The organism is Achromobacter sp. ACM02 (genome assembly GCF_014851605.1).
Taxonomy (GTDB): Bacteria; Pseudomonadota; Gammaproteobacteria; order Burkholderiales; family Burkholderiaceae_B; genus Achromobacter; species Achromobacter aegrifaciens.
Map to the genome: position 1 here is coordinate 45,489 of NZ_JACUZY010000010.1, position 24,380 is coordinate 69,868.

Consider the following 24,380-nt stretch of genomic DNA (forward strand, 5'->3'; position numbering starts at 1 on the left):
TAAACCCTATTGGGGATAGCCGAGGCTCGCGTCTCAGCCATCTCTCACGCATAATTGTTTTTAAACGAACGTTTGAATTCAACCTTATGCAAGAAATCAGACCGTCCCTCACCCGTGAATCCATCCTGGACACCGCCGAGGCCTTGTTTGCCCAACAAGGACACGATGGCACCTCGATGCGCCAGATCACCACGGCCGCCGGCGTCAATCTGGCGTCGGTGAACTATCACTTCGGCTCCAAGGAGTCACTCGTGCAGGCGGTGCTCAAACGTCGCCTTGAAGTGCTGAACCGCGAACGCTTGCGACTTTTGGATGAGCTGGAGGCGCAAGCCGAAGGCAGGCCCCTGAAGCCGTCGCAGATCGTGGACGCCTTTTTCGGCACGCTGCTGCGCCTGGCGGCCGATCCCGCGCAGGCCGGCAGCACCTTCCTGCCGCTGCTCGAACGCACCATGACGGATCCCTCCGACTTCATCCGCGCGCTGTTCGCGGAGGAGTACGCGGATGTGCTGGAGCGCTACCGCAACGCGCTGTTCGCAGCCCTGCCCGACGTGCCCCGCGCGGAAATCATGTGGCGCTTCCAGTTCATGCTGGGCGCCACCTCGTACGCCATCATCGGCACCGACCTGTTGCGCTCGGTCACGGGCTGGACCATCGACGACGCCGAACAACCGGATAACCCCAACCTGCTGCTGCCGCGCCTGATGAGCTTTCTGCTCGGCGGCCTGCGCTCGCCCCTGCCGCACGTGCCCTGAACGCCAAGCGCCCGCAGACGGAACAGAACCTCCACGGAGACAAGAAAATGAACGCAGTCATCTACGCTCTGGTCATCGTCGCGCTCCTGGCGGCGGTCTTGCTGGGCGTACGTCCGATCCGCCGCGCCCTTTTGTCGGCGCCGATCTTCAACCTGTACCGCAAGGTGCTGCCGCAGATGTCGGACACCGAGCGCGATGCGCTGGAGGCCGGTACGGTGTGGTGGGAAGGCGAACTGTTCCGCGGCCGGCCCGACTGGAGCCGCCTGCTGGCCTATCCCCGCCCGCGCCTGAACGATGACGAGCAGCGTTTCCTCGACGTCCAGGCCGAAGAGGCCTGCCGCATGGTCAACGACTGGCATGTCACGCAGGAAAGCCACGACCTGCCGACCGAGGTCTGGAGCTACCTGAAGACCCAGGGCTTCCTGGGCATGATCATTCCCAAGGAATACGGCGGCCTGGGGTTCTCGGCCTATGCCCATTCCGAAATCGTGACCAAGCTGTCCACGCGCTCGTCGGCGCTGGCGGTTTCAGTCATGGTGCCCAACTCGCTCGGCCCCGCCGAACTGCTGCTGCACTACGGCACCGACGACCAGAAGAACCACTACCTGCCGCGCCTGGCGCGCGGCGAGGAAGTGCCCGCCTTCGCGTTGACCAGCCCCTGGGCCGGCTCCGACGCCGCCGCCATCCCCGACAGCGGCATCGTCTGCAAGGGCGAATGGCAGGGCCGCGAAGTGATAGGCATGAGGGTCACCTGGGACAAGCGCTACATCACGCTGGCGCCTGTGTGCACCCTGCTGGGCCTGGCGTTCCGCCTGTACGATCCCGACGGCCTGCTGGGCGGCGCGAAAGACCTCGGCATCACTTGCGCGCTGGTGCCGCACGACCATCCGGGCGTGGACACCGGCCGCCGCCATTTCCCGCTGAACGCCATGTTCATGAACGGCCCCACGCGCGGCGCGGACGTCTTCATGCCGCTGGATTTCATCATCGGTGGTCCTGCCATGGCCGGCCAGGGCTGGCGCATGCTGATGGAATGCCTGGCGGCGGGACGCTCGATCTCGCTGCCCTCCTCCAACACCGGCATGTCCAAGCTGACGACCCGGGCGGTGGGCGGCTATGCGCGCGTGCGCAGCCAGTTCCGCACGCCCGTCGGCAAGTTCGAAGGCGTGGAGGAAGCGCTGGCGCGCATCGGCGGCAACACCTACATGATGGACGCCGCGCGCAGCATGACGGCAGGCGCGGTGGACCTGGGCGAAAAGCCATCGGTGGTGTCCGCCATCGTCAAGTACCACGTGACCGAACGCGCGCGCCAGGTCGTCAACGACGGCATGGACGTCATCGGCGGCAAGGGCATCTGCCTGGGCCCGTCCAACTTCCTGGGCCGCGCCTACCAGCAGATTCCGATCGGCATCACGGTGGAAGGGGCCAACATCCTCACGCGCAGCCTGATCATCTTCGGCCAGGGCGCGATCCGCTGCCATCCCTACGTGCTGGCTGAAATGCAGGCCGCGCAATCGTCCGACCGCAAGCAGGGCCTGGACGATTTCGACCGCGCCTTCTGGGGCCACGTGGGCTTCGTCGCGAAGAACAAGCTGCGCGCGCTGGGCACGGCGCTCACGGGCGCGCGCTGGGTCGGCGTCAACGCCGATGTCGCTCCCGAGATGAAGCGCTACTACCAGCTGCTCAGCCGCTACAGTGCCGCCTTCGCGCTGCTGGCGGACACCTCGATGCTGGTGCTGGGCGGCAGCCTCAAGCGCCGCGAGCGCCTGTCGGCGCGCCTGGGCGATGTGCTGTCGCAGATGTACCTGATCAGCGCCACGCTCAAGCGCTTCGAAGACGAAGGCCGCCAGGCGGCCGACGCGCCGCTGGCGCACTGGTCCATCCAGGACGCGCTGTACAAGCTGCAGGAAGCCGTCGAAGGCGTGCTGGACAACTACCCCAACCGTTTCGTGGCCTGGAGCCTGCGCCGCCTGGTCTTCCCCTGGGGCCGCACGCAAGCCCTGCCCTCGGACCAGTTGGGCCAGGACGTGGCGCGATTGCTGATCAATCCCAGCGCGACGCGCGACCGCCTGACCGCCGGCTGCCACCTGCCCGCGACCGAGGCCGAGCCGGTGGGCGCGATCGAGCTGGCGCTGGCCGCCACACTGGATGCCGAGCCCATCGAAGCCAAGATCCGCGAACTCGAAAAGCGCGGCGCGCTTGACGGCAATCCACAGGCCAACGTGCGCGATATCGCCGATGCCGCCTTCGCCATCGGCGGCATCACCGCCGAAGAATATGCAGTGGTGAAACGCCGCAACCGCTTGCGCGACACGGTGGTGAAAGTGGATGATTTCCCCTTTGATTTGCGCGCCGCGGACCAGGGCAGCCCCGCCGCCGAACGCAGGGCCGCCTGAACAGGAGGAATCGGATGGCATTCAAACCGGTTTACGTCGTCGACGGCGCCCGCACGCCTTTCCTGAAGGCGCGCACCGGCCCGGGCCCCTACTCCGCCGGCGATCTCGCAGTGCAGGCGGGACGCGCCCTGCTGCTGCGCCAGCCCTATGCGCCCACCGACCTGGACGAGGTCATCGTGGGTTGCGCCGCGCCTTCGCCCGACGAAGTGAACATCGGCCGCGTGATCGCGCTGCGCCTGGGCTGCGGCAACAAGGTGCCAGGCTGGACCGTCATGCGCAATTGCGCCTCGGGCATGCAAGCGCTGGATTCGGCGGTGGCCAACATCCAGTCCGGCCGTTCGGAGCTGGTGCTGGCCGGCGGCACGGATGCGCTGTCGCGCGCGCCGGTGCTGTATTCGGACGAGATGGTACGTTGGCTGGCCAGCTGGTATGCCGCGCGCGGCGCGCGCGCCAAGCTCGCGGCGCTGGGCCGTTTCCGGCTGCGCAATCTTGCGCCCGTCATCGGTCTGCTCAAGGGTCTGACCGATCCGGTGGTCGGCCTGTCCATGGGGCAGACTGCCGAGAACGTCGCGACCCGCTTCGGCATCGACCGCGCCGCGATGGACGCCTACGCGGCGCAGAGCCATGCTCGCGCGCGGGCGGCCCGCGCGGCCGGCGCCCTTGGCGAGATCTCGCCGCTGATCGACACGCAGGGCAAGCTGTATCCCGATGACGACGGCGTGCGCGACGACTCCACTCCCGAGAAGCTCGCCAAGCTCAAACCCGTCTTCGACAAGCCCTGGGGCAACATCACCGCGGGCAACAGCTCGCAAGTCACCGACGGCGCCGCCATGCTGGCCCTCGCTTCAGAGGAAGCGGTGCGCAAATGGAACCTGCGGCCGCTGGGCCGCATCCTCGACAGCCAATGGGCCGGCCTCGATCCCGCGCAGATGGGCCTGGGGCCGGTGCATGCGGCCACGCCCATCCTGCAGCGCCACGGGCTGGGCCTCAATGACCTGGACTTGTGGGAAATCAACGAGGCCTTCGCCGCCCAGGTGTTAGGCTGCCTGGCGGCCTGGCGCGACGATGCCTATTGCCAGGAACACTTCGGCACGCCGGCCTGGGGCGACCTCGACCCGGCCCGGCTCAACGTCGATGGCGGCGCGATCGCCATCGGGCATCCCGTGGGCGCTTCCGGCGCCCGCATCGTGCTGCACCTGCTGGCGGCCCTCAAGCGCCGCGGCGACAGGCGCGGCATGGCGGCCATCTGCATCGGCGGCGGCCAAGGCGGCGCGATGCTGGTCGAAACCCTGGACGAGGACCGCTCATGACGACTATCGACACGCTTGCGCACTGGCGCCTGGAGCGCGATGCCGACGGCCTGGCGTGGCTGACCTTCGACCGCGCCGGCAGCGCGGTCAATGCCTTGTCCGCCGACACCATGAGCGAACTTGCGGTGGTGCTGGACGCGCTGGACGCGGCCCCGCCCGCGGGCCTGGTGATCCGGTCTGGCAAATCCACGGGTTTTGTCGTGGGCGCTGACGTCAATGAATTCGCCAGCCTGGACACGCCCGAGCAGGCACGCGCGCTGGTGGCGCGCGGATGGGACCTGTTCAACCGACTGGCCGCGGTGCGCTATCCCACGCTGGCCCTGATCCAGGGCCACTGCCTGGGCGGCGGGCTCGAACTCGCGCTAGCCTGCCGCTACCGCCTGGTGGCGGACCAGCCGGGCACGTCGCTCGCCTTGCCCGAAGTCATGCTCGGCATCTTTCCCGGCTGGGGCGGCATGCTGCGCCTGCCGCGGCTGATCGGCGCACCGGCCGCGCTGGACATGATGCTGACCGGCCGAGGCGCCGACGCGCGCCGCGCTGCGGCGCTGGGCCTGGCGGACGCGCGCGTGCCGCCCCGCCTGCTGCTGGCCGCCGCGCGCCAGACCGTGCTGTCGCGCAAGGCGCCACGCCGCGCGCGCGGCTTCGGCGCCTGGGCCAACCGCTGGCCGCTCAAGGCCATCGTCGCCAACCGCGCCCGCAAGCAGATCGCGGCCAAGGATCCCCTGGGCCACTATCCGGCCGCGCCCGCCATCGTCGAGATCTGGGAAAAGCATGGCGGCAACGCCTTGCAGGCGCCTGCGCTGATCGAGCGCATCATTTCCTCCGACACCGCCCGCAACCTGCTGCGGGTGTTCCGCCTGCAGGAACGGCTGAAGGCCAACGGCAAGCAGGCCGGCATTGCCCCCGCGCGCCACGTGCACGTGGTCGGCGCCGGCGTGATGGGCGGCGACATCGCGGCCTGGTGCGCGCTCAAGGGCATGACGGTCACCTTGCAGGACCAGGACATGGCGCGCATCGCGCCCGCCATCAAGCGCGCCGCCCAGCTGTTCTCGCGCCGCCTGAAGGATCCGCGACTCGCGCGCGCGGCGTTCGACCGCCTGGTGCCGGATCCCGCAGGCGGCGGCGTGCCGCTGGCCGACATCGTCATCGAAGCCATCAGCGAACAGCCCGAAGCCAAGCGCGCGCTCTACCGCGCGCTGGAGCCGCGCATGAAGGCCGATGCGCTGCTCGCCACCAACACCTCCAGCCTGTCGCTGGAGACCTTGCGCGCGGATCTGGCGCAGCCCCAACGGCTGGTTGGCATCCACTTCTTCAATCCCGTGGCCAAGATGCCGCTGGTGGAGGTCGTGCACGCCGACGGCGACTCGGACGAGGCGCAAGCCCGCGCCTGCGCCTTCGTCGGCCAGATCGACAAGCTGGCGCTGCCGGTCAAGAGCGCGCCGGGCTTCCTGGTCAACGCCGTGCTGGCGCCCTACATGCTGCAGGCCATGCGCAGCGTGGACGAGGGCCTGGCGCCCGAAGCCGTGGACGCGGCCATGGTCGCATTCGGCATGCCGATGGGGCCGCTGGAGCTGGCCGATACCGTGGGGTTGGATATTGCCCGTGCGGCGGGCGCGGAACTTGCTGGCGGCGCCGAGCCGCCGCGCTGCCTGGCCGAGCGCCTGGCGCGCGGCGACCTGGGCAAGAAAAGCGGCCGCGGCTTCTACGCCTGGCGCGACGGCAAACCGGTCAAGGGCGCCAGCCAGTCCGGCGCGCCCGCCGGATTGGCGCAGCGCCTGATACAACCGCTGATCGACGCCACCCGCCAGCGCGTGGATGCGGGCATCGTCGCCGACGCCGACCTGGCCGACGCGGGCGTGATTTTCGGAACGGGGTTCGCGCCATTCACGGGCGGTCCCTTGCATTACCAAAGCAGCAACGCGGTGCGGAGTATAAGACCGGCTGAGGCCGATTAGGACCTGTACAACCTAAACCGGAACGACAAGACCGGCAGTGCCATAGAGACATCATCCATCACGAGGAGGCAGTACCATGAGCAGACGTTCATTGTCCCTGAGCACCTTGTCGGCCCTCGTGGTCGGCCTGGGCGCATCCACGGCAACGCACTCGGCCGGCTTTCAGCTCCTGGAGCAGAACGCCAGCGGCCTGGGCAACGCCTATGCAGGCTCTGCGGCGAATCCGGAGAACGCCAGCATCATCTATTACAACCCGGCCGGCATGACCTACCTGCCCGGCTTCAATGTGTCCGGCGGCGTCAACCTGATCAAGCCGTCATTCAAGTTTTCAGACAACGGCGACAGCCGCAACCCCAGCATTCCCGGCCTGCCGGGCACCGGACTGGGCGGATCGCGCCCGACCGGCGGCAACGGCGGCGACGCGGGCAACCTCGGCGTGGTGCCCAATATGTACGCCTCCTGGCAGTTGAACGAGCAATGGTTCATCGGCCTGGGCGTGGGCGCCCCGTTCGGGCTCATGACCGAGTACGACGACGGCTGGGTGGGCCAGTACCACTCCAACAAGTTCGAGATCAAGACGATCAACGTCAACCCCTCGATCGCCTACAAGGTCAACGAAAAGTTCTCCATGGGTTTTGGCGTGAACTGGCAGCACATCGACGCCAATTACAAGAAGAAGACCGTGCTGCCGGTTCCCGGCATGCCGCTGGGCACGACCGGCGACGCCGACCTGAATCTCAAGGGCGATGCCTGGGGCTGGAACGTGGGCTTCATGCTGCAACCCACCGAAGACACCCGCATCGGCCTGTCCTACCGCTCGAAGATCAAGCACACCGCGAAGGGCGACACCGACATCACCAGCATCTATCCGCGCGGCAACTCGGTGTCGTTCGACGCCAAGGCCACCGTGTCCCTGCCCGACACCCTGATCCTGAGCGCGGCGCACCAGCTGAACGAACGCTGGGAACTGCTGGGCGACGTCTCGTGGACCGGCTGGAGCAGCATTCCGAATCTGAAGATCCGCAACTCGGGGCCGGGTGCGCGCGACGACGACCTGCCGCTGAACTTCCGCGACAGCTGGCGCGTCGCGCTGGGCGCCAACTACAAGTTCGCGCCCAACTGGAAGTGGAAGGTCGGCGTCGCCTTCGACCAATCGCCCGTGTACAAGGAAGCCGACCGTCCGACCTCGCTGCCGGACAACGACCGCTACTGGCTTTCGACCGGTATTCAGTGGCAGGCCACCAAGGACACCACGCTGGACGTGGGCTATACCTATCTCTACCTGCGCAAGACGGACATCGACACCACGTCCGGCAACCAGCTGACCAAGGGCCGCGTGGCGGGCACCTATGACAGCAATGCCCACATCCTGGGCATACAGCTGTCGTCCCGCTTCTAACCCGCCCCGGATGGCGGTCCGGCCCGGTCCGGCCCGCCATTCGTTTTTTTCAGGAGACTGCCTTGAGCAAGTTCGTCGTCAAACACGTCGCCGTCCTGGGGGCCGGCGTCATGGGTGCGCAGATCGCCGCCCATCTGGCCAATGCCGGCGTGCCCGTCACGCTGTTCGACCTGGCCGCCCCCGAAGGCGACCGCAACGGCACGGTCAAGAAAGCGATCGCCGGCTTGAAGAAGCTGGAGCCCGCGCCCCTGGCCGGCGCGGCGCGCCTGGCGTACATCACGCCCGCCAACTACGACGACGACCTCGAACGCCTGCGCGGCTGCGACCTGGTCATCGAGGCCATCGCCGAGCGCATGGACTGGAAGACCGCGCTGTACGAGCGCATCGCGCCGCACGTGGCCCCGGGCGCCATCATCGCCTCCAATACATCGGGCCTGTCGATCGACGCGCTGGCCAACGCCCTGCCCGCGGGCCTGCGCGACCGCTTCTGCGGCATCCACTTCTTCAATCCGCCCCGCTACATGCGGCTGGTGGAAATCATCGCCACTTCGCACACCCAGCCCGCCGTGCTGGATCAGCTCGAAACCTGGCTGACCTCGACCCTGGGCAAGGGCGTGATCCGCGCGCTGGACACACCCAACTTCGTTGCCAACCGCATCGGCGTGTTCTCGATCCTGGCAGCCATGCACCACACGGCCCGCCTGGGCCTGGCGTTCGATGAGGTCGACGCCCTGACCGGCCCGAAGATCGGCCGCCCCAAGAGCGCCACCTACCGCACGGCCGACGTGGTCGGCCTGGACACGCTGGCCCACGTGGTCGGCACCATGGAAAAGAATCTGCCGGACGACCCCTGGCACCGCTATTTCAAGCTGCCCGAGTGGCTCTCCGCGCTGATCGCCAAGGGCGCATTGGGGCAAAAGACCGGCGCCGGCGTCTACCGCAAGCAGGGCCGCGAAATCCAGGTGCTGGACCTGAAGGCGCAGGACTATGTGCCCAGCGCCGGCAAGCTGGCCGACGAAGTCGCCGCCCTGCTCAAGGAACGCGACCCGGGCAAGCGCTTCGCCGCGCTGCGCGCGAGCAGCCATCCCCAGGCCCAGTTCCTCTGGAGCCTGTTCCGCGACATCTTCCACTACAGCGCCGTGCAACTCGAACACGTGGCCGACAATGCGCGCGACCTGGACCTGGCCATGCGCTGGGGCTTCGGCTGGGCCCAAGGTCCGTTCGAAACCTGGCAGGCCGCCGGCTGGCAGGCCATCGCCGCCGCGGTGGCCGAGGACATCGCCGCCGGCCAGGCCATGAGCGACGCGCCGCTGCCGGCCTGGGCGCTGGAACCCGGCCGCAATGGCGTGCATGCGCCCGAAGGCTCCTACTCCGCGCGTACCGGCCAGCTGAGCCCGCGTTCGACGCTGCCGGTGTACCGCCGCCAGTTGTTCCCCGAGCGTGTGTACGGCGAAGGCGCCAGCGAGCGCGGCGTCACGATCTGGGAAAACGAAGGCGTGCGCCTGTGGAACCTGCCGCAGGTCGACGCCGGCGTGGCCATCCTCTCGGTCACCTCCAAGAACCACACCCTGGGCGCGGAAGTGCTCGACGGCATCCTGCAGGCGGTGGCGCGCGCCGAACGCGAATACGACGGGCTGGTCATCTGGCATGACGCGCCCTTCGCCGTGGGCGCCAACCTGCAGCAGGTCTCCGAGGCCTGCGCCGCCGGGCTATGGGACATGCTGGAGGCCACGGTTGAAAAGTTCCAGCGCGCCTCGCAGTCGTTCAAGTACGCGCAGATTCCCACCGTGGCGGCCGTGCAGGGCATGGCGTTGGGCGGCGGCTGCGAATTCCTGATGCACGCCTCGCACCGGGTGCTGGCGCTGGAAAGCTATATCGGGCTGGTCGAGGCCGGCGTCGGGCTGATTCCGGCGGGCGGCGGCAGCAAGGAATTCGCCGGCCGCGCCGCGGCGCTGGCCGCCAAGACAGCCACGCCGGGCGAGGTCTTCCCCTATCTGCAACCGGTGTTCCAGACCATCGCCACGGCGCAGGTCGCCAAGAGCGCGCTGGAAGCCATCGCCACGGGCTTCGCCCGCGAGCATGACATCGTCGTGTTCCATCCGGACGAGCTGCTGTACGTCGCCATCGGCCAGGCCCGCGCCGCGGCCGAGGCCGGCTACACGCCGCCGCCCCGCTTGCGCGACATTCCGGTCGCGGGCCGCAATGGCATCGCCAACTTTGAAATGGTGCTGGTCAACATGCGCGAAGGCGGCATGATCAGCGCGCACGACTACCGCGTGGCGCGCAGCGCCGCCGTGGCCCTGTGCGGCGGCGAGGTCGACACCGGCGCCAAGGTGGACGAGGAATGGCTGCTGGCCGTGGAGCGCAAGGAATTCGTGGCGCTGCTGCGCACGCCTGAAACCCAGGCCCGCATCCGCCACACTCTCGACACCGGCAAGCCCCTGAGGAACTGACATGAGCAAGCAGATTCAAGACGCCTACATCGTCGCCGCCACGCGCCTGCCGGTGGGCAAGCGCAACGGCGCCTACATCACCACCCGTCCCGACGACATGCTGGCTGCCGCGCTCAATGGCGCGCTGGCGCAGGTCCCGGGCCTGGATGCCGCGCGCATCGATGACGTCATTGCCGGCTGCGCCATGCCGGAAGCCGAACAAGGCATGAACGTGGCCCGCATCGGCCTGTTGCTCGCCGGCCTGCCGCAAAGCGTGGCCGGCGTCACCGTGAACCGCTTCTGCGCATCAGGCCTGCAGGCGGTGGCCGATGCCGCGGCGCGCATCCGCACCGGCGAGGCCGACATCATGATCGGCGCAGGCACCGAATCCATGAGCGCCATGCCGCAGATCATGGGCAACAAGGTGTCGATGAACCCCGCCATCTTCGAACACCAGGAAAACATCGGCATGGCCTTCGGCATGGGCCTGACCGGCGAGAAGGTCGCCGAACGCTGGAAGGTCTCGCGCGAGGACCAGGACGCCTTCGCCCTGGCCTCGCACCAGAAGGCCTGCGCGGCCATCGCCGCCGGCCACTTCCGCGCCGAGATCACGCCTTATGAAACGGTGTCGCGCCAGCCCGGCGACGCCAGCGGCACGGTGCGCGTCGCGCGCCGCCTGGTCGAGACGGACGAAGGTCCCCGCCCGGACAGCAGCGCCGAGGCGCTGGCCCGCTTGAAGCCGGTGTTCGCCGCGCGCGGCAGCGTCACCGCCGGCAACAGCTCGCAGATGTCCGACGGCGCCGCCGCCGTGATCCTGGTGTCCGACCGCATCCTGCGCGAATTCAATCTGAGCCCGCTGGCGCGCTTTGCCGGCTTCGCCGTGGCCGGCGTACCGCCCGAAGTCATGGGCATCGGCCCGGTCGCCGCGATCCCCAAGGTGCTGCAACGCGCCGGCATCGGCCAGGACGCGCTGGACTGGATCGAACTGAACGAGGCCTTCGCCGCCCAATCGCTGGCGGTGATCCGCGAGCTGAAGCTGGATCCGGCCAAGGTGAATCCGCTGGGCGGGGCAATCGCGCTAGGCCACCCGTTGGGCGCCACGGGCGCGATCCGCACGGCCACCCTGACCCACGGCCTGCGCCGCACCGGCGGCAAGTACGGCCTGGTGACCATGTGCATCGGCACCGGCATGGGCGCGGCCGGCCTGTTCGAGGCGATGTAGGCGGAGCGGCGCGGAACATGAAGCCCTATTGGTTCAAGAACCTGTCGCCGACCTGGCGGGCGCGCCTGATGCGGGTGGGCTTCAACCTGCATCCCGCGTTCCGCGCCACCGGCGGCAAAGTGGTGCATGTATCCGCGGATTTCCATCACATCCGCATCAAGCTGCCGCTGCTGCGGCGTACCCGCAATATCGTCGGCTCGATGTACGGCGGTTCGCTGTTCGCGGTGACCGACGGCGCCCACCCCACGATGCTGATGTCCGCGCTGGGCGCGGACCACATCGTGTGGGACAAGGCGGCCACCATACGCTTCCGCAAGCCGGCGTACGCCACGCTGTATGCGGACTTCCGGCTCCCGCCCGACGAAATCGCGGAAATCCGCGCAATCCTCGCGCGCGACCATGAAACCACCCGGACCTATACGGTGGAACTCAAGGACCGCGACGGCGTGGTCTACGCCGTCGTGGAACGCACGATCTATATCGCAGACAAGAAGTTCTACAAGCAGAAGAACACTGGAGGAGAATCATGCGTCGCATCCCCGGAGGGCGAATCGCCGCCCTGAGCCTCATGCTTGCCGCCTGCCTGGCCGGCGCCCCCGCACAGGCCGCCGACGTCGAAGTCGCCGGCCTGCGCGTTCCGGACAGCCTGTCGGAAGGCGGCCGCGCGCTGGTGCTGAACGGCGCCGGCGTGCGCACCAAGTTCGTCGTCAAGGTCTACGTGGCGGCGCTGTACGCCACCGCGAAAAGCGGCGATGCGGCTGCGCTGGTCAACAGCGACGAGCCGCGCCGCATGCGCCTCTTGCTGCTGCGCGACGTCGACAGCAAAAGCCTGGACGAAGCCCTGCAGGACGGATTGCGCGACAATACATCAGCGCAAGAGCTGGCCGAGCTGAAGGCGCCGGCCGCCCGCCTGTCCGCCCTGATGGCGGAAATCGGCGCGGTGCGCGAAGGCGACGTGGTCGACCTGGATTTCGACGCCCGCGGCGTCGCGGTCACCGATAACGGCAAGCCGCAAGGCCGCATCGACAGCCCCGCGTTCGCGCGCGCCCTGCTGAGGGTCTGGCTGGGCGACAAACCCGCGCAAGCCTCCCTGAAAAAAGCCCTGCTGGGCGGCTAGGGCCCAAAGGCTCTCTTGCTGTACAGGCCACACACGGAAATCCGGCATATGGAACGAATCTGGCAGAAAAGCTACCCCGCGGGCGTGCCTGCGGACATCGAAATGGACGGCGTGACGACGCTGGTGTCGGTCGTGCGCGAAAGTTGCCGGCGCTACGCCGACAAGACCTCGTACATCAGCATGGGCAAGTCCCTCAGCTACGCCGAGCTCGACCGGCTGACGCGCGACTTCGCGGCCTGGCTGCACGCCAACGGCCTGGGCCGCGGCGACCGCGTCGCGCTCATGATGCCCAACCTGCTGCAATACCCCGTATGCCTGTTCGGCGCCTTGCGCGCCGGCTGCGTGGTGGTCAACTGCAACCCGCTCTATACCCCGCATGAGCTGCAGCACCAATTGGCCGATTCGGGCGCCCGCGTCATCGTGGTCGCCGACAACTTTGCCGCTACCGTGCAGAAGGCCCTGGACGGCACCGCGATAGAACGCGTGGTGGTGACGTCCATCGGCGAGCTGCTGGGACCGCTCAAGGGACGCCTGGTGGACTTCGTGGTCCGCCGCGTCAAGCGCATGGTGCCCGCGTGGTCGCTGCCCGGCGCCATCCGGCTGGGCGATGCGCTGCGCGCCGGCGCCGCCGCGCCCTTCACGGAAGTGGAACTGGACCAGCGCGACCTGGCCTGCCTGCAATACACCGGCGGCACCACCGGCGTGGCCAAGGCGGCCATGCTCACCCACGGCAATCTGGTGGCCAATCTGAGCCAGGCCTATGCCTGGGTCCGGCCGCTGGTGACCGAAGGCGAGGAGTGCATCGTGACCGCCTTGCCGCTGTATCACATCTTCGCGCTGACCGCGAACTGCCTGACCTTCATGAAGATGGGCGCCAGCAATTTGCTCATCATCAACCCGCGCGACATTCCCGGGCTGGTCAAGGAAATGCGCAAGGTGCCGTTCTCGGCCTTCACGGGCGTGAACACGCTGTTCAACGCCCTGCTCAACAACCCGGATTTCGCGCGCCTGGATTTCTCGCGGCTGCGCCTGACGATGGGCGGCGGCATGGCGGTGCAGCGCTCGGTGGCCGACCGCTGGCGCGCCGTCACCGGCCGCTCACTGGCGCAGGCCTATGGCCTGACCGAGACCTCGCCCGCGGTCACGATCAATCCGCTGGACGTGCAGGAGTTCACCGGTTCCATCGGCCTGCCCGTGCCATCCACCGACATTTCCATCCGCGACGATGCGGGCCAAGAACTGGGCGTGGGCGAGACCGGCGAAATCTGCGTGCGCGGTCCCCAGGTCACACAGGGCTACTGGCAACGGCCCGACGAAACCGCGCTGGTCCTGTATGCCGACGGGTTCCTGCGTACCGGCGACGTGGGTTACGTGGATGAAAAGGGCTATGTGTTCCTGGTGGACCGCAAGAAGGACATGATCCTGGTGTCCGGCTTCAACGTCTATCCCAACGAGGTCGAGGACGTGGCCGCGCTGCATCCCGGCGTGCGCGAAGTGGCGGCGGTGGGCGTGCCCGACGAGCGCTCAGGCGAAGCCGTGAAGCTGTATGTGATCCGCAAGGATCCGGCGTTGGACGCCGAGACCCTGATCGCGCATTGCCGCAAGCAGCTGACGGGCTACAAGGTGCCCCGCTACATCGAGTTCCGCGATGACCTGCCCCGCACCAACGTCGGCAAGATCCTGCGCCGCGAACTGAAACCGGCGGCGCAGGAAGCCGTGCAGGCGCAAGTCCGGCAGCCGGGTTAAGACTGGACAGCCGCCGGCTCGCGCCGAACGCGGGCCGGCGGCGGGGGCCAGCCCGGCCTACCACTGCCCGAAAAACACTCCGGCCCGCTTGTGGGCGTTGGTCGCCTTTTCCACGGCCTCGTCGCTGATGGTGGTACGGCGCTTGCCGCGCAGCATCCATTCCAGCAGCCGCTGGCACAGCTCCAGGCGCGTTTGCGCATGCGCGCTGCTCGCGCCCAGGTCCTGGAACTCGTCCGGATCGGCATGCAGGTCGAAAAGTTGTTCACGCTCGTCCAGCCAGTACACGTAGCGCCAGCGGTCCGTGCGCACCGACCAGGCGCGGGCGTTCTGCGGCGTCTTGCCGCACAACAGGCGGGCCTGGCGGAAGCTGTAGTCCAGCTCCGAATACACGCAATCGCGCCAAGGAGTCGCGCCATCGCGGCCGTGCAGCACGGTCTGCAATTCGCGGCCTTCCAGCCGATGGCCGGGTCCGGGCTTGCCCAGCGCGCGCAGCACCGTGGGCACCAGGTCCACGCTTTCCACCATGTCGTCCAACGCGCGGCCGCGCGTGGCGTCGGCCGCAGCCGAGGGGTCCATGACAATGAAGGGCACGCGCTGCACGGTGTCGTAGAACAACTCCTTTTCGCCCAGCCAATGGTCGCCGAGAAAATCGCCATGGTCCGCGGTGAACACGATGAGCGTGTTCTTCATCAGGCCCGCGCCTTCCATGTAGTCGAACAGCCGGCCCAGATGGTCGTCCAGCTGCCGGATCAGGCCCTGGTAGGCGGGACGCACCACGCGCACGCATTCGTCGGTCGAAAAGCTGACGCTCTCTTCCTGCTGCCGGTAGGCCGCGACCACCGGATGCGCGTTCTCCAGTTCTTCATGGTTGCGCCGCACTGGCAGGCATTGGTCCGGGGTGTAGCGCTTGTGGTAGGGATCCGGCGCCATGTAGGGCCAATGCGGTTTCACGTAGCTCAGGTGCAGCACCCAGGGCTGGCTGCCGCGCCGTTTCATGAAGTCCAGCGCCTGGTCCGTCATGTAGGCGGTCTCGGAATGCGGCTCGGCCACGCGTGCCGGCAGGTGCGCATTGCGCATGTTCCACCCGCTGACCACCTGCCCCGCGGCGTCGACCGCGGCGATCACGTAGTCGGTCCAGGGGTCCGCGCTGTCGTAGCCGTGGCGCCGCAGAAAGGCGGGATAGCCGCTTTCGTCGCCCGGCGTGTGGTGGCCGTCGTAGCGGTCCAGTTCGGTGAAGCCGCCGCGGCCAAGCAGCGCGCCCAGCTCCGAGGAACCATCGATCGACAGCCGCTCCATGCCGGCCTTGTCGGGGATGATGTGAGTCTTGCCGGCCAGAGCCAGTTCGCGGCCCTGCCCCGCCAGGTATTCGCCCAGCGTGATCTCGTTGACCGACAACGGCACGCGGTTCCAGGTGGCGCCGTGGCGCGAGGGATAGCGGCCGGTGTAGTAGCTCATGCGCGAAGGCCCGCACACGCCCGAGTTCACGAAGGCGCGGTCAAAGCGCACCCCGCGCGCGGCCAGCGCATCCAGGCTGGGCGTCTGCAGATAAGGATGGCCATAACAGCTCAGGTGGTCGGCCCGCAGCTGGTCGGCCATGATGAACAGCACGTTCTGCACATCGCTCATCGTCGTCCTCCTATTGCGTGGCCGTGAAGCCGGATGCACGCACCACGGGCTCCCACTGCTCGCGGTACGCAGTCAAGGCGTCGGCTGTGCCGCGCGCATCCAGCGATACCGGCTCCAGGTAGGCTGCGCGCACGGCCTCCTGCATAGCGGGCTCGCGCAACACCGCCGCGATGTCCGCGCCCAGCCTGTCGGCCTTGGCCTGCGGCATCGCTGCCGGTGCGAAGAAGGCGTTCCAGCCGTTTGCCGCAAGGTTCACCCCGCTTTCCTTGAAGGTGGGCACGTCCTTGAGTTCGGCATCGCGCGCCTCGCCGGACACGGCGAGGATGCGGATCTTGCCGGCGCGGTGCTGCGGCAGCAAGGTGTCCAGCGTGTCTATGCCCTGCGGCAGGATGCCGCCTATCAATTCGGAAATCAGCGGCGCCGATCCGCGGTATCCGACCACTTCCGGCTCCTGGCCCAGTTCACGTCCCAGCATCAGCGCAAAGAAGTGCGGCAGGCTGCCGGTGGCCGGCACGCCGACGGCGAACTGCTTGGGGTTCGCCTTCAGCCACTGCCGCAGGCCAGCCAGGTCCTGGATTGGCGAATTCGCCGCCACCGCCATCGCAAATTTATAGCTGCTGACCAGCGACACGGGCTTGAAGTCGCGCTGCGCGTCGTAGCCCGGTTGGGCATAGACCAGCGGCGCCACCACCATCACGGCCGGGTTCGCGAGCATCAGCACGTTCTGGCCGGCCGGCGCCGTGTGCAGGGCCTGCGCCGCGATGCGGCCGCCCGCCCCCGTCTTGTTCTCGACCACCACGGGCACGCCTACCCGATCCTTGAGCCGGTCCGCGACCAGCCGCGCAATGCGGTCCGAACTGCCGCCTGGCGGATAACCCACCACCACCGTCAGCGTCCCGTCCAGCGGGGCCTGCTGCGCGCCGGCCAACGGTGCGGCCCCCGCAAGTATTGCCGCCGCGGCAGCGCCCGATATCCATTTACGCATGGTCAACTCCTGGAGACAGCGGCCCGCTGTCGATTATGGTTGTCACTGCCTGGCCGATACTCAAATAGGAAAATTGACTTTAGCAACGCCCGTATTTGTTGATCTAATCCAGGACTTCCCATAACGATATGCAGCGCGAACTGCAACACCACCAGGAGGAGATGCCATGCCGACCGATTCCGCGTCCGGGCAGCGCCAGCTTTCGGACATGCTGATGTACCGGCTATACCAGGCATGGTCGCAATCGAATCCCGTATTCCTGCGCCTGTGCGAAGGACGCTTCGGCATCACGCGGCGCGAATGGCGGGTGCTGGCCTGTGCCGTCGAGGGCGGCATCATGAGTTCGGCTGAACTGGCGGCCGCTGCAAAACTGGATCTGGCGCGCACCTCGCGCACCCTGGGCGCGCTATGCGAAAAAGGCTGGCTGCGCCGCCTGCACGACAGCGCCGACCGCCGCGTGGTGCGTGTGGAAGCCACGGCCGAAGGCAGCACCCTGTACGACGCCTTGCTGCCCGAAGTCTCGCACCTGAACGACCTGCTGGTGCAGGACCTGAGCGCCGACGAGGTCGCCTTGCTGCGCGACCTTCTGGGCCGCATCGAACAGCGCGGCCGTCGCATGGCCGAGGGCAATATCGTCTCGGAAAAAGCCAGCCGGCGCGACGGCGGCACCCGCCGGCCGCGCCACGCCTGAGCCGTTCTGTCGCGCCTCGCCAACAGGCGAGCGGCTCCCTCGCGCCTTTCCCAGACCTCGCCAAGCTACTGATAGGACGGCGTTTTTCGTCGTCCACCTTACCGCCCGGCAAGCTTTGCACGGCTTTTTTACATCTGCGGACCGCGGATTTTCTGACATCTTTGATCTATTAAATTAATAATAGTTATCGTTGTCATTTGCATCCAAAATCGGCCGAACTCAGGCCGAAGGGGAAATCCGTTGAAACGCCACCCTGATCCCGCCGCCCGGCGCGCGCGGCCGCTGGTCCTGTTGCCTGCTGCCGCCGCGCTTGCCGCCTGCATGGGCGCCGCAGCGCAGGCCCAGCCCGCCGCATCCGGCGAACCCGCCACCATCCTGCCCGCCGTGCAGGTCACCGGCACCGGCGAAACCGCGACCAGTCCGGTAGAAGGCTACGTCGCCACGCGCAGCGCCACCGCGACCAAGACCGACACGCCCTTGTCCGAAACGCCGCAGGCCATCACCGTGATCCCGCGTGAACAGATCGTGGACCAGGGCGCGCAGAACATCCAGGACACCATGAACTACGCGGCCGGCGTGCGCCCCAACGCGTATGGCGTGGACAACCGCGCCGACTACGTGCGCGTCCGCGGCGTGGAGCCGGTGCAGTACCTGGACGGCCTGCGCCAGTACTTCAGCTTCAACAACCCGCGCACCGAGGTCTATGCGATGGAGCGCGTGGAAGTGCTGCGCGGCCCCGCCTCGATGCTGTACGGACAGGGCAGCACGGGCGGCATCGTCAACTTGGTCAGCAAACGCCCGCAGGAGGAAACGCAGCGCGAAATCGGCGTGGTGCTGGGCAATCACAACCGCCGCGAAATCCAGGCCGACCTCACGGGCTCGGCCAGCGAGGACGGCCAGTGGCTATACCGCGTGATCGCCGTGGGACGCGACAGCGATACCCAGGTCCAATACGCGCCGGACGACCGCCTGATGCTGGCGCCGTCCCTGACCTGGCGCCCCAGCGCAGCCACCTCGCTGACATTGCAGGCCACCTGGCAGAAGGATCGCGCCGGCACCACGCAATCCTTCCTGCCGTGGAGCGGCTCGGTGCAGGAAAATCCCAACGGCCGCATCCCGACCCGTCGCTTCGCCAGCGAACCGGGCTTCGACGCCTACGACACGGAGCAGTTCAGCGTCGGCTGGCTGTTCGAGCATCAGTTCAACGACACCTGGAAGGTGCGGCAGAACTTCCGCAATACGGTCAGCAGCGTCGACTACAAGACGCTCTATCCCAACGTCTACGGCGCGCGCCGCGGCGATTCCTACATCGATCCGGAACAGACCACCGTCGACCGCATTTTCTATGTCAACAAGCCGCGCATGCGCACGTTGCTGGCGGACCAGAACGTGGAAGGCAAGCTGAACTGGGGCCGCACGGAGCACACGGTGATCTTCGGCATGGATTATTCGCGCTACCGCGAGACCAGCCAGACGGCCAGCGGCGCGGGCTCGCCGCTGAATCTGTACCACCCCGTGTACGGCAACGTGCCCGAGTACGAACTGTCGGACAACCCCAAGATCAATCAGCAGCAGATCGGCTTCTACGCGCAGGACCAGATCAAATTCGACAAGAACTGGATTTTCCTGGCCGGCATCCGCCGCGACCGCGCCGACAGCACCACCGAAGGCCAGGACCGGGAAACCGACATGGCCACCACCAAGCGTTTCGGCCTCATGTATGCCGCTGACAACGGCTGGTCGCCCTACCTCAGCTACAGCGAATCGTTCACGCCCATCGCCGGCGCCGACTTCTACAACCAGCGCTGGAAGCCCATGCGCGGCAAACAGGTGGAGGCTGGCATCAAGTACATGCCGAAGGACGCCGACATCGAATTCACCGCGGCCGCCTATGACCTGCGCGAGAAGAATCGCCAGACCAACGACCCGGACAATCCCAACAACCAGATCCAGGCCGGCAAGACCCGTACCCGCGGCGTGGAGCTGGAACTGCGCGGCCGCGTCACCAAGGAACTGGACGTGATCGCCAACTATATCTACACCGACCTGGACCCGCAGCTTGAGGCCCAGCCCAAGCACATCGCCTCCATGTGGGGCAAGTACCGCTTCGCGCTGGCCGGCCAGCCCGGGTTCGCGGTGGGCGCGGGCGTGCGCTACCTGTCGGCGTTCCGCGACGGTGGCGCCCCGGAAACCCCGGCGGTCACGCTGTTCGACGCCATGCTCAGCTACGACAATGGCCCCTGGCGCTATGCGCTGAACGTGAACAACATCGCGGACCGCACTTATGAGGTGGTCTGCCTGGATCGCGGCGACTGCTTCTACGGCGCGCGCCGCACCGTCATGCTGAGCGGCGCCTACCGCTTCTAAAATCGGAACTGCCTCCGGGCCTGGGAACCTGTACGTACATGCTGTACGTACAGGTGTACACTACGGTTTTTCATCCCTGTTCAACCGTCTGACAGACGCGCGCTCGAACGTCTGCAACCTAGAAAAACCGTCCTGGAGACTCCGATAGTGTCGACCGAAACTTCCCGCTCGCCCTTTTTTGGCACGATGCAGAAAATCCCCGGTGGATTGATGCTGGTGCCGCTGATCCTGGGTTCCCTGATCGGCACCTTCGCTCCCGACGCCCTGGCGATCGGCGGGTTCACCACGGCACTGTTCAAGAACAGCGCCCTGCCCCTGATCGCGCTGCTGATCTTCGCCACCGGCACCCAGGTCAATGCGCGCACCGGCGGCCCCATCCTGGCCACCGCCGGCACCATCCTGCTGATGAAGACGCTGGTGCCCGCCACCCTCATCATCATCCTGGGCAGCTACGTCGGCCTGGACGGCGTGCTGGGCGTCTCCATCCTGGCGCTGCTGGCCGCCTTCGACAACAGCAACGGCGGCTTGTGGCTGGCCTATACCGGCCAGTACGGAGATGCCCGCGACCGCGGCGCCTATGTGGCCAGCGCGGTCAACGACGGCCCCTTCTTCAGCCTGCTGTTCCTGGGCGCCTCGGGCCTGGCCGACATCCCCATGATCGCCCTGGTGGCGGCGCTGGTGCCGTTCCTGCTGGGCGTGGTGGTCGGCAACCTGGACCCCAAGTGGCGCGACGTGCTCAAGCCCGTGCCCAACATCGTCATCCCGTTCTTCGCCTTCGCGCTGGGCACCGGCATCAACCTGGGCGCCGTGGTTTCCGGCGGCGTCAGCGGCCTGATCCTGGGCCTGATCATCAGCCCCATCACCGGCGGCCTGGTCTACCTGGGCTATCGCTACATCCTGCGCCGCGGCGGCAAGAGCGGCCTGGGCTTCGCAGCCGGCACCACCGCCGGCAACGCCATCGCGACCCCGGCCGTGGTGGCGGCCGCAGACCCCAACTTCCAGCAGTACGTGTCGACCGCCACCGCGCAGGTCGCCGCCTGCGTGCTGATCAGTTCGATCCTGGCGCCGATGCTGGCCTCGTACTTCCTCAAGCGCGCCGGCGAACTCAAATCCGAGGACGCCGACCCCACGGTCGCGCCCGCCCTGCGTGAAGCGCGCGGAGAGGCGCTTTGAATCCCGCCATCGCCATCGTCGCCGATGACCTGACCGGGTCCGGCGACACGGCGGTGCAGTTCGTGCGCGCCGGCTGGAACACCCATCTGTCCATCGGCGGCGCCGACGAGGCGCTGTCCGGTCCTGGCGCCGCCGGCGTGGAAGTGCTGGCGGTCACCACCAACAGCCGCCCCCTGTCGACCGCCGACGCGGCCGAAGTCGTCTGGCACAACGTGCGCCGCCTGCGCGCGGCCGGCGTCACACGCCTGTACAAGAAGGTGGATTCCACCTTGCGTGGCGCCTTCAAGGCCGAGATCGATGCGGCGCGCGAGGCCTGGGGTCCGGACACCATTGCGGTGATCTGCCCGGCTTTCCCGGCCACCGGCCGCACCGTCGAACAAGGCGTGCTCTACGTCAATGGCAAGCCCGTCACCGAGACCTCGGCGGCCACCGATCCGGTCACCCCCGTGACCGAAAGCCATATCCCCACCCTGCTGGGCTGCGCCCATGTGGCGGCGCAGGCAGGCGACACGCCGCAAACGCTGGCGGCGCGCATCCGCGCGGCCGGCAACACCGTGGTGGTTGACGCCGCCACCGAAGCCGACCTGGAACGCCTGGCGCGCGCCATCGGCTTGCTGGGCGTGCACGCCCTGCCCGTGGGCGCGGGCGGCCTTGCCGTACCGCTGGCCCGCGTTTGGGCCGGCGCCGACCAGACCGCGCCGGTCGTGGTGGTGGTGACCTCGCAGCACAGCGCGGCACGCGCACAAGCCGCGGCTCTGCAAGCCTCGGGCGCCGACACCTGGACGCCCTCGCTGGCCCAATTGGCCGACGACGCAGCATGGCAGGCCTGGAGCCAGCCGCTGCTGCAGGCGCATGCCCGGTCGCCCGCGCAAGCCGGCACGGTGCTGCTGCTGGCGCCCGAAGGCCAGTTGGACGGCCTGGATTCCGAGACCGTCGCCGAACGCCTGGGCGGCCTGGCCGCGCAATTGATCGCCAGCGCGAACGCGGCCGGCGTGGTCGCCACCGGCGGCGACGGCGCGCGCAGCGTGCTGGTGGCGCTGGGCGCCCGCGGCATCGCGCTGGTGGATGAAGTGATGGGCGGCGTGCCTTTGGGCACGCTGACCGGAGGCACGGCCGCCGGCCTGCCCGTGGTGACCAAGGCCGGCGGCTTTGGCACCGAAGATGTACTGGTTCGCGCGGTGCGCGCGATCCGCGACAGGAGATTCAAGCGATGACACAACCCCAACCGGGCAAACTGCCCCTGCTGGCCGTAACCCTGGGCGACGTGGCGGGCATCGGGCCGGAAATCACGGCCAAGATGCTGATGGGCCATGACGAACTGCGCCAGAAGGCCCGCCTGCTCGTGGTCGGCGACGTCGACGTGATGGCCAACGCCGTGCGCGGCCTGGGCGGCGACCCCGCCATCGTGCGCAAGCTGGACCGCGCGGCCGACTGCGCCAACACGCCCGGCACGATCGAAGTGCTGCAGGCCGGCCCGTCGCTGGCCCATGTAAAGCTGGGCGAGATCAGCGCGGACGCGGGCGACGGCTCGGTGCGCTTTGTCACCACGGCCTGCGCCCTGGCGCGCGCCGGCGAGGTCGACGGCATCGTCACCGCCCCGCTGAACAAGGCGGCCATGCACGCCGCCGGCCACAAGTGGCCCGGCCACACCGAACTGCTGGCGCACGAGTTCGGCGTCAAGACCTTCTCGCTGGTGCTGTCGGCCGGCGACCTCTACATTTTCCACGCCACCACTCACGTGTCGCTGCGCCAGGCCATCGAAGACCTGACCCCGGCGCGCATGCGCGCAGTGCTGCGCCTGGCCGGCTCGTTCGCCAAGGCGCTGGGCCGCGGCGACCAGCCGGTGGCAGTCTCGGGCCTGAATCCGCATGCCGGCGAAAACGGCATCTTCGGCACCGAAGACGCCGACATCCTGGCGCCCGCGGTGGCCGAAGCCAATGCCGCCGGCATCCTGGCCGCAGGTCCGATTCCGGCCGACGCGCTGTTCCCGCAAGCCGTGCGCGGCAAGTGGAAGTTCGTGATCGCCTGTTACCACGACCAGGGCCACGCGCCCTTCAAGGCGGTCTACGGCGACGACGGCGTCAACATCACGGTGGGCCTGCCCGTCGTGCGCGTGTCCGTCGACCACGGCACCGCCTTCGACATTGCCGGCCGCGGCATCGCCCGCGAGGACAGCCTGATCCTGGCCGCCGAGCGCGCCGCGCATCTGGCCCCGGGCTGGACGCATGTGTGGGAAACTGCGCGGGCACAAACCGGAGGTTGATTCCCATGGCGCCCGCCACGCACGACGCATTGCCCGTACTTGATCGCTCCGGCGATATCCCGCTGCACGCCCAGGTGGCGACCCTGCTGCGCGGATACATCCGCACGAACAAGCTCGCGGCCGGCGCCGTGCTGCCCAGCGAGGCGGCGCTGTGCGAACGCTTCGGCGTGGCGCGCAGCGTGGTGCGCCAGGCGCTGGCGGCCCTGGCCACCGAAGGCCTGATCCAGCGCGAAACCGGGCGTCCCGCCAGCGTGGCCGCGCCCCAGGAACACCGCCGGCTGGTACAGCGCTCCACCGGCCTGTACGAGCAGTTCGCGCAGTCCGGCGTGGCCCTGCAGACCCGCGTGCTCGCGTTCGCGCGCGCCGAGCCGCCCGCGGACGTAGCCGCCTTCTTCGGCACCACGCAATTGCTGATGCTGGAGCGTCTGCGCCATGTGGCCGACGCGCCGCTGGCCTACGTGCGCACCTGGCTGCCCGCCGATGCGGTACCGGGCCTGCGCGCCGAAGATCTCGCCGACGCGTCCCTGCATGGCGTGCTGACGCGCCGCTTCGGCTTGCGTCCAGGCGCCGGGCGCAATCAGATCCGGGCGGTTGCCGCCGACCAGACGCTGGCCGCACTGCTGGGCACGCAAGCCGGCACGCCGTTGCTGATGCTGCAAGGCCAGGGCATGGACCAGCATGGCCGCCCCCTGGAATGGTTCACCACCTGGCACCGCGCCGAACAACTGGTGTTCGACGTGGACGTCAGCATGGGTCATGAAAGCGTGCAGCCCCGGTTGCAGACGCCCGACACGCCCGCGGAGCCCTCGCCCGAGGGCCACGATCCGCTGGCGCGCGCCCAGGCCCTGGTGGCCGAGCTTTCCGCCGAACTGGCCAGGCTGCGCGCGCAGCCCTGAGGCGCGCAGCCCGCGCCGGCCGCTCTTGCTGCGGCCAAGACCCGGCCGCG

18 protein-coding genes are annotated in these 24,380 nt (G+C 68.1%); 16 read left to right on the forward strand and 2 right to left on the reverse strand.

Going from position 1 to position 24,380, the window contains the following annotated elements; genetic code table 11:
* Positions 1-86 precede the first annotated feature (86 nt).
* The 10 genes from IB258_RS26060 (at position 87) to IB258_RS26105 (ending at position 14,329) form a co-directional block, all read left to right on the forward strand.
* Positions 87-752, forward strand: a complete 666-nt coding sequence (locus IB258_RS26060) for a TetR/AcrR family transcriptional regulator (protein ID WP_192353385.1) — start codon at positions 87-89, stop codon at positions 750-752.
* Positions 753-799: 47 nt separating this feature from the next.
* Entirely contained in the window at positions 800-3,148 is a 2,349-nt protein-coding gene (locus IB258_RS26065; RefSeq protein ID WP_192353386.1) for an acyl-CoA dehydrogenase, read from the forward strand.
* A gap of 14 nt (positions 3,149-3,162) precedes the next feature.
* On the forward strand, positions 3,163-4,458 hold the full coding sequence (locus IB258_RS26070; RefSeq protein WP_192353387.1) for an acetyl-CoA C-acetyltransferase: 1,296 nt from the start codon (positions 3,163-3,165) through the stop codon (positions 4,456-4,458).
* Positions 4,455-6,413, forward strand: a complete 1,959-nt coding sequence (locus IB258_RS26075; RefSeq protein ID WP_192353388.1) for a 3-hydroxyacyl-CoA dehydrogenase NAD-binding domain-containing protein — start codon at positions 4,455-4,457, stop codon at positions 6,411-6,413. Before IB258_RS26070 ends, IB258_RS26075 begins: the two co-directional genes overlap by 4 nt.
* Positions 6,414-6,489: 76 nt before the next feature.
* The gene (locus IB258_RS26080) at positions 6,490-7,812 is read left to right on the forward strand and encodes an OmpP1/FadL family transporter (RefSeq protein ID WP_054453102.1); all 1,323 of its coding nucleotides are present in this window, start codon (positions 6,490-6,492) and stop codon (positions 7,810-7,812) included.
* A 62-nt stretch (positions 7,813-7,874) separates the two neighbouring features.
* Complete coding sequence (locus IB258_RS26085; protein WP_119450034.1) at positions 7,875-10,265, forward strand: 3-hydroxyacyl-CoA dehydrogenase/enoyl-CoA hydratase family protein; 2,391 nt, start codon at positions 7,875-7,877, stop codon at positions 10,263-10,265.
* Position 10,266: 1 nt separating this feature from the next.
* Positions 10,267-11,466, forward strand: coding sequence for an acetyl-CoA C-acyltransferase (locus tag IB258_RS26090; protein WP_175164306.1), 1,200 nt, complete (start codon positions 10,267-10,269; stop codon positions 11,464-11,466).
* Between the two features lie 17 nt (positions 11,467-11,483).
* The gene (locus IB258_RS26095; protein WP_192353389.1) at positions 11,484-12,029 is read left to right on the forward strand and encodes a DUF4442 domain-containing protein; all 546 of its coding nucleotides are present in this window, start codon (positions 11,484-11,486) and stop codon (positions 12,027-12,029) included.
* Positions 11,993-12,583, forward strand: a complete 591-nt coding sequence (locus tag IB258_RS26100) for a chalcone isomerase family protein (RefSeq protein ID WP_175181881.1) — start codon at positions 11,993-11,995, stop codon at positions 12,581-12,583. Before IB258_RS26095 ends, IB258_RS26100 begins: the two co-directional genes overlap by 37 nt.
* 48 nt (positions 12,584-12,631) lie before the next feature.
* Positions 12,632-14,329, forward strand: a complete 1,698-nt coding sequence (locus IB258_RS26105; RefSeq protein ID WP_119450037.1) for an AMP-binding protein — start codon at positions 12,632-12,634, stop codon at positions 14,327-14,329.
* 57 nt (positions 14,330-14,386) lie between these two features.
* On the opposite strand, the gene IB258_RS26110 is transcribed toward IB258_RS26105, so the two are convergent.
* Both IB258_RS26110 and IB258_RS26115 read right to left on the reverse strand, forming a co-directional pair.
* Positions 14,387-15,955, reverse strand: a complete 1,569-nt coding sequence (locus IB258_RS26110) for a sulfatase-like hydrolase/transferase (RefSeq protein ID WP_192353390.1) — start codon at positions 15,953-15,955, stop codon at positions 14,387-14,389.
* A 10-nt stretch (positions 15,956-15,965) separates the two neighbouring features.
* Positions 15,966-16,940 (reverse strand): Bug family tripartite tricarboxylate transporter substrate binding protein, encoded by a 975-nt coding sequence (locus IB258_RS26115; protein WP_054453116.1) that lies wholly within the window; start codon positions 16,938-16,940, stop codon positions 15,966-15,968.
* Positions 16,941-17,106: 166 nt separating this feature from the next.
* Between IB258_RS26115 and IB258_RS26120 the strand changes: the two genes are divergently transcribed.
* The 6 genes from IB258_RS26120 to IB258_RS26145 all read left to right on the forward strand — a co-directional run bounded on the left by IB258_RS26120 (position 17,107) and on the right by IB258_RS26145 (position 24,330).
* Positions 17,107-17,631 (forward strand): MarR family winged helix-turn-helix transcriptional regulator, encoded by a 525-nt coding sequence (locus IB258_RS26120; RefSeq protein WP_054453118.1) that lies wholly within the window; start codon positions 17,107-17,109, stop codon positions 17,629-17,631.
* 321 nt (positions 17,632-17,952) lie between these two features.
* The gene (locus IB258_RS26125) at positions 17,953-19,998 is read left to right on the forward strand and encodes a TonB-dependent siderophore receptor (protein WP_225590530.1); all 2,046 of its coding nucleotides are present in this window, start codon (positions 17,953-17,955) and stop codon (positions 19,996-19,998) included.
* 147 nt (positions 19,999-20,145) lie between these two features.
* A complete protein-coding gene (locus IB258_RS26130; RefSeq protein ID WP_082400881.1) occupies positions 20,146-21,171 on the forward strand; it encodes a 2-keto-3-deoxygluconate permease in 1,026 nt (341 codons plus the stop codon).
* Entirely contained in the window at positions 21,168-22,385 is a 1,218-nt protein-coding gene (gene dtnK, locus IB258_RS26135; RefSeq protein WP_054453125.1) for a D-threonate kinase, read from the forward strand. Before IB258_RS26130 ends, dtnK begins: the two co-directional genes overlap by 4 nt.
* The gene (gene pdxA / locus IB258_RS26140; RefSeq protein WP_054453127.1) at positions 22,382-23,434 is read left to right on the forward strand and encodes a 4-hydroxythreonine-4-phosphate dehydrogenase PdxA; all 1,053 of its coding nucleotides are present in this window, start codon (positions 22,382-22,384) and stop codon (positions 23,432-23,434) included. The genes dtnK and pdxA overlap by 4 nt, the downstream gene beginning before the upstream one ends.
* Positions 23,435-23,439: 5 nt before the next feature.
* Positions 23,440-24,330 carry a GntR family transcriptional regulator gene (locus IB258_RS26145; protein ID WP_119450042.1) on the forward strand — a complete coding sequence of 297 codons (891 nt, stop codon included), beginning with the start codon at positions 23,440-23,442 and terminating at the stop codon, positions 24,328-24,330.
* The last annotated feature ends 50 nt before the right edge of the window (positions 24,331-24,380 follow it).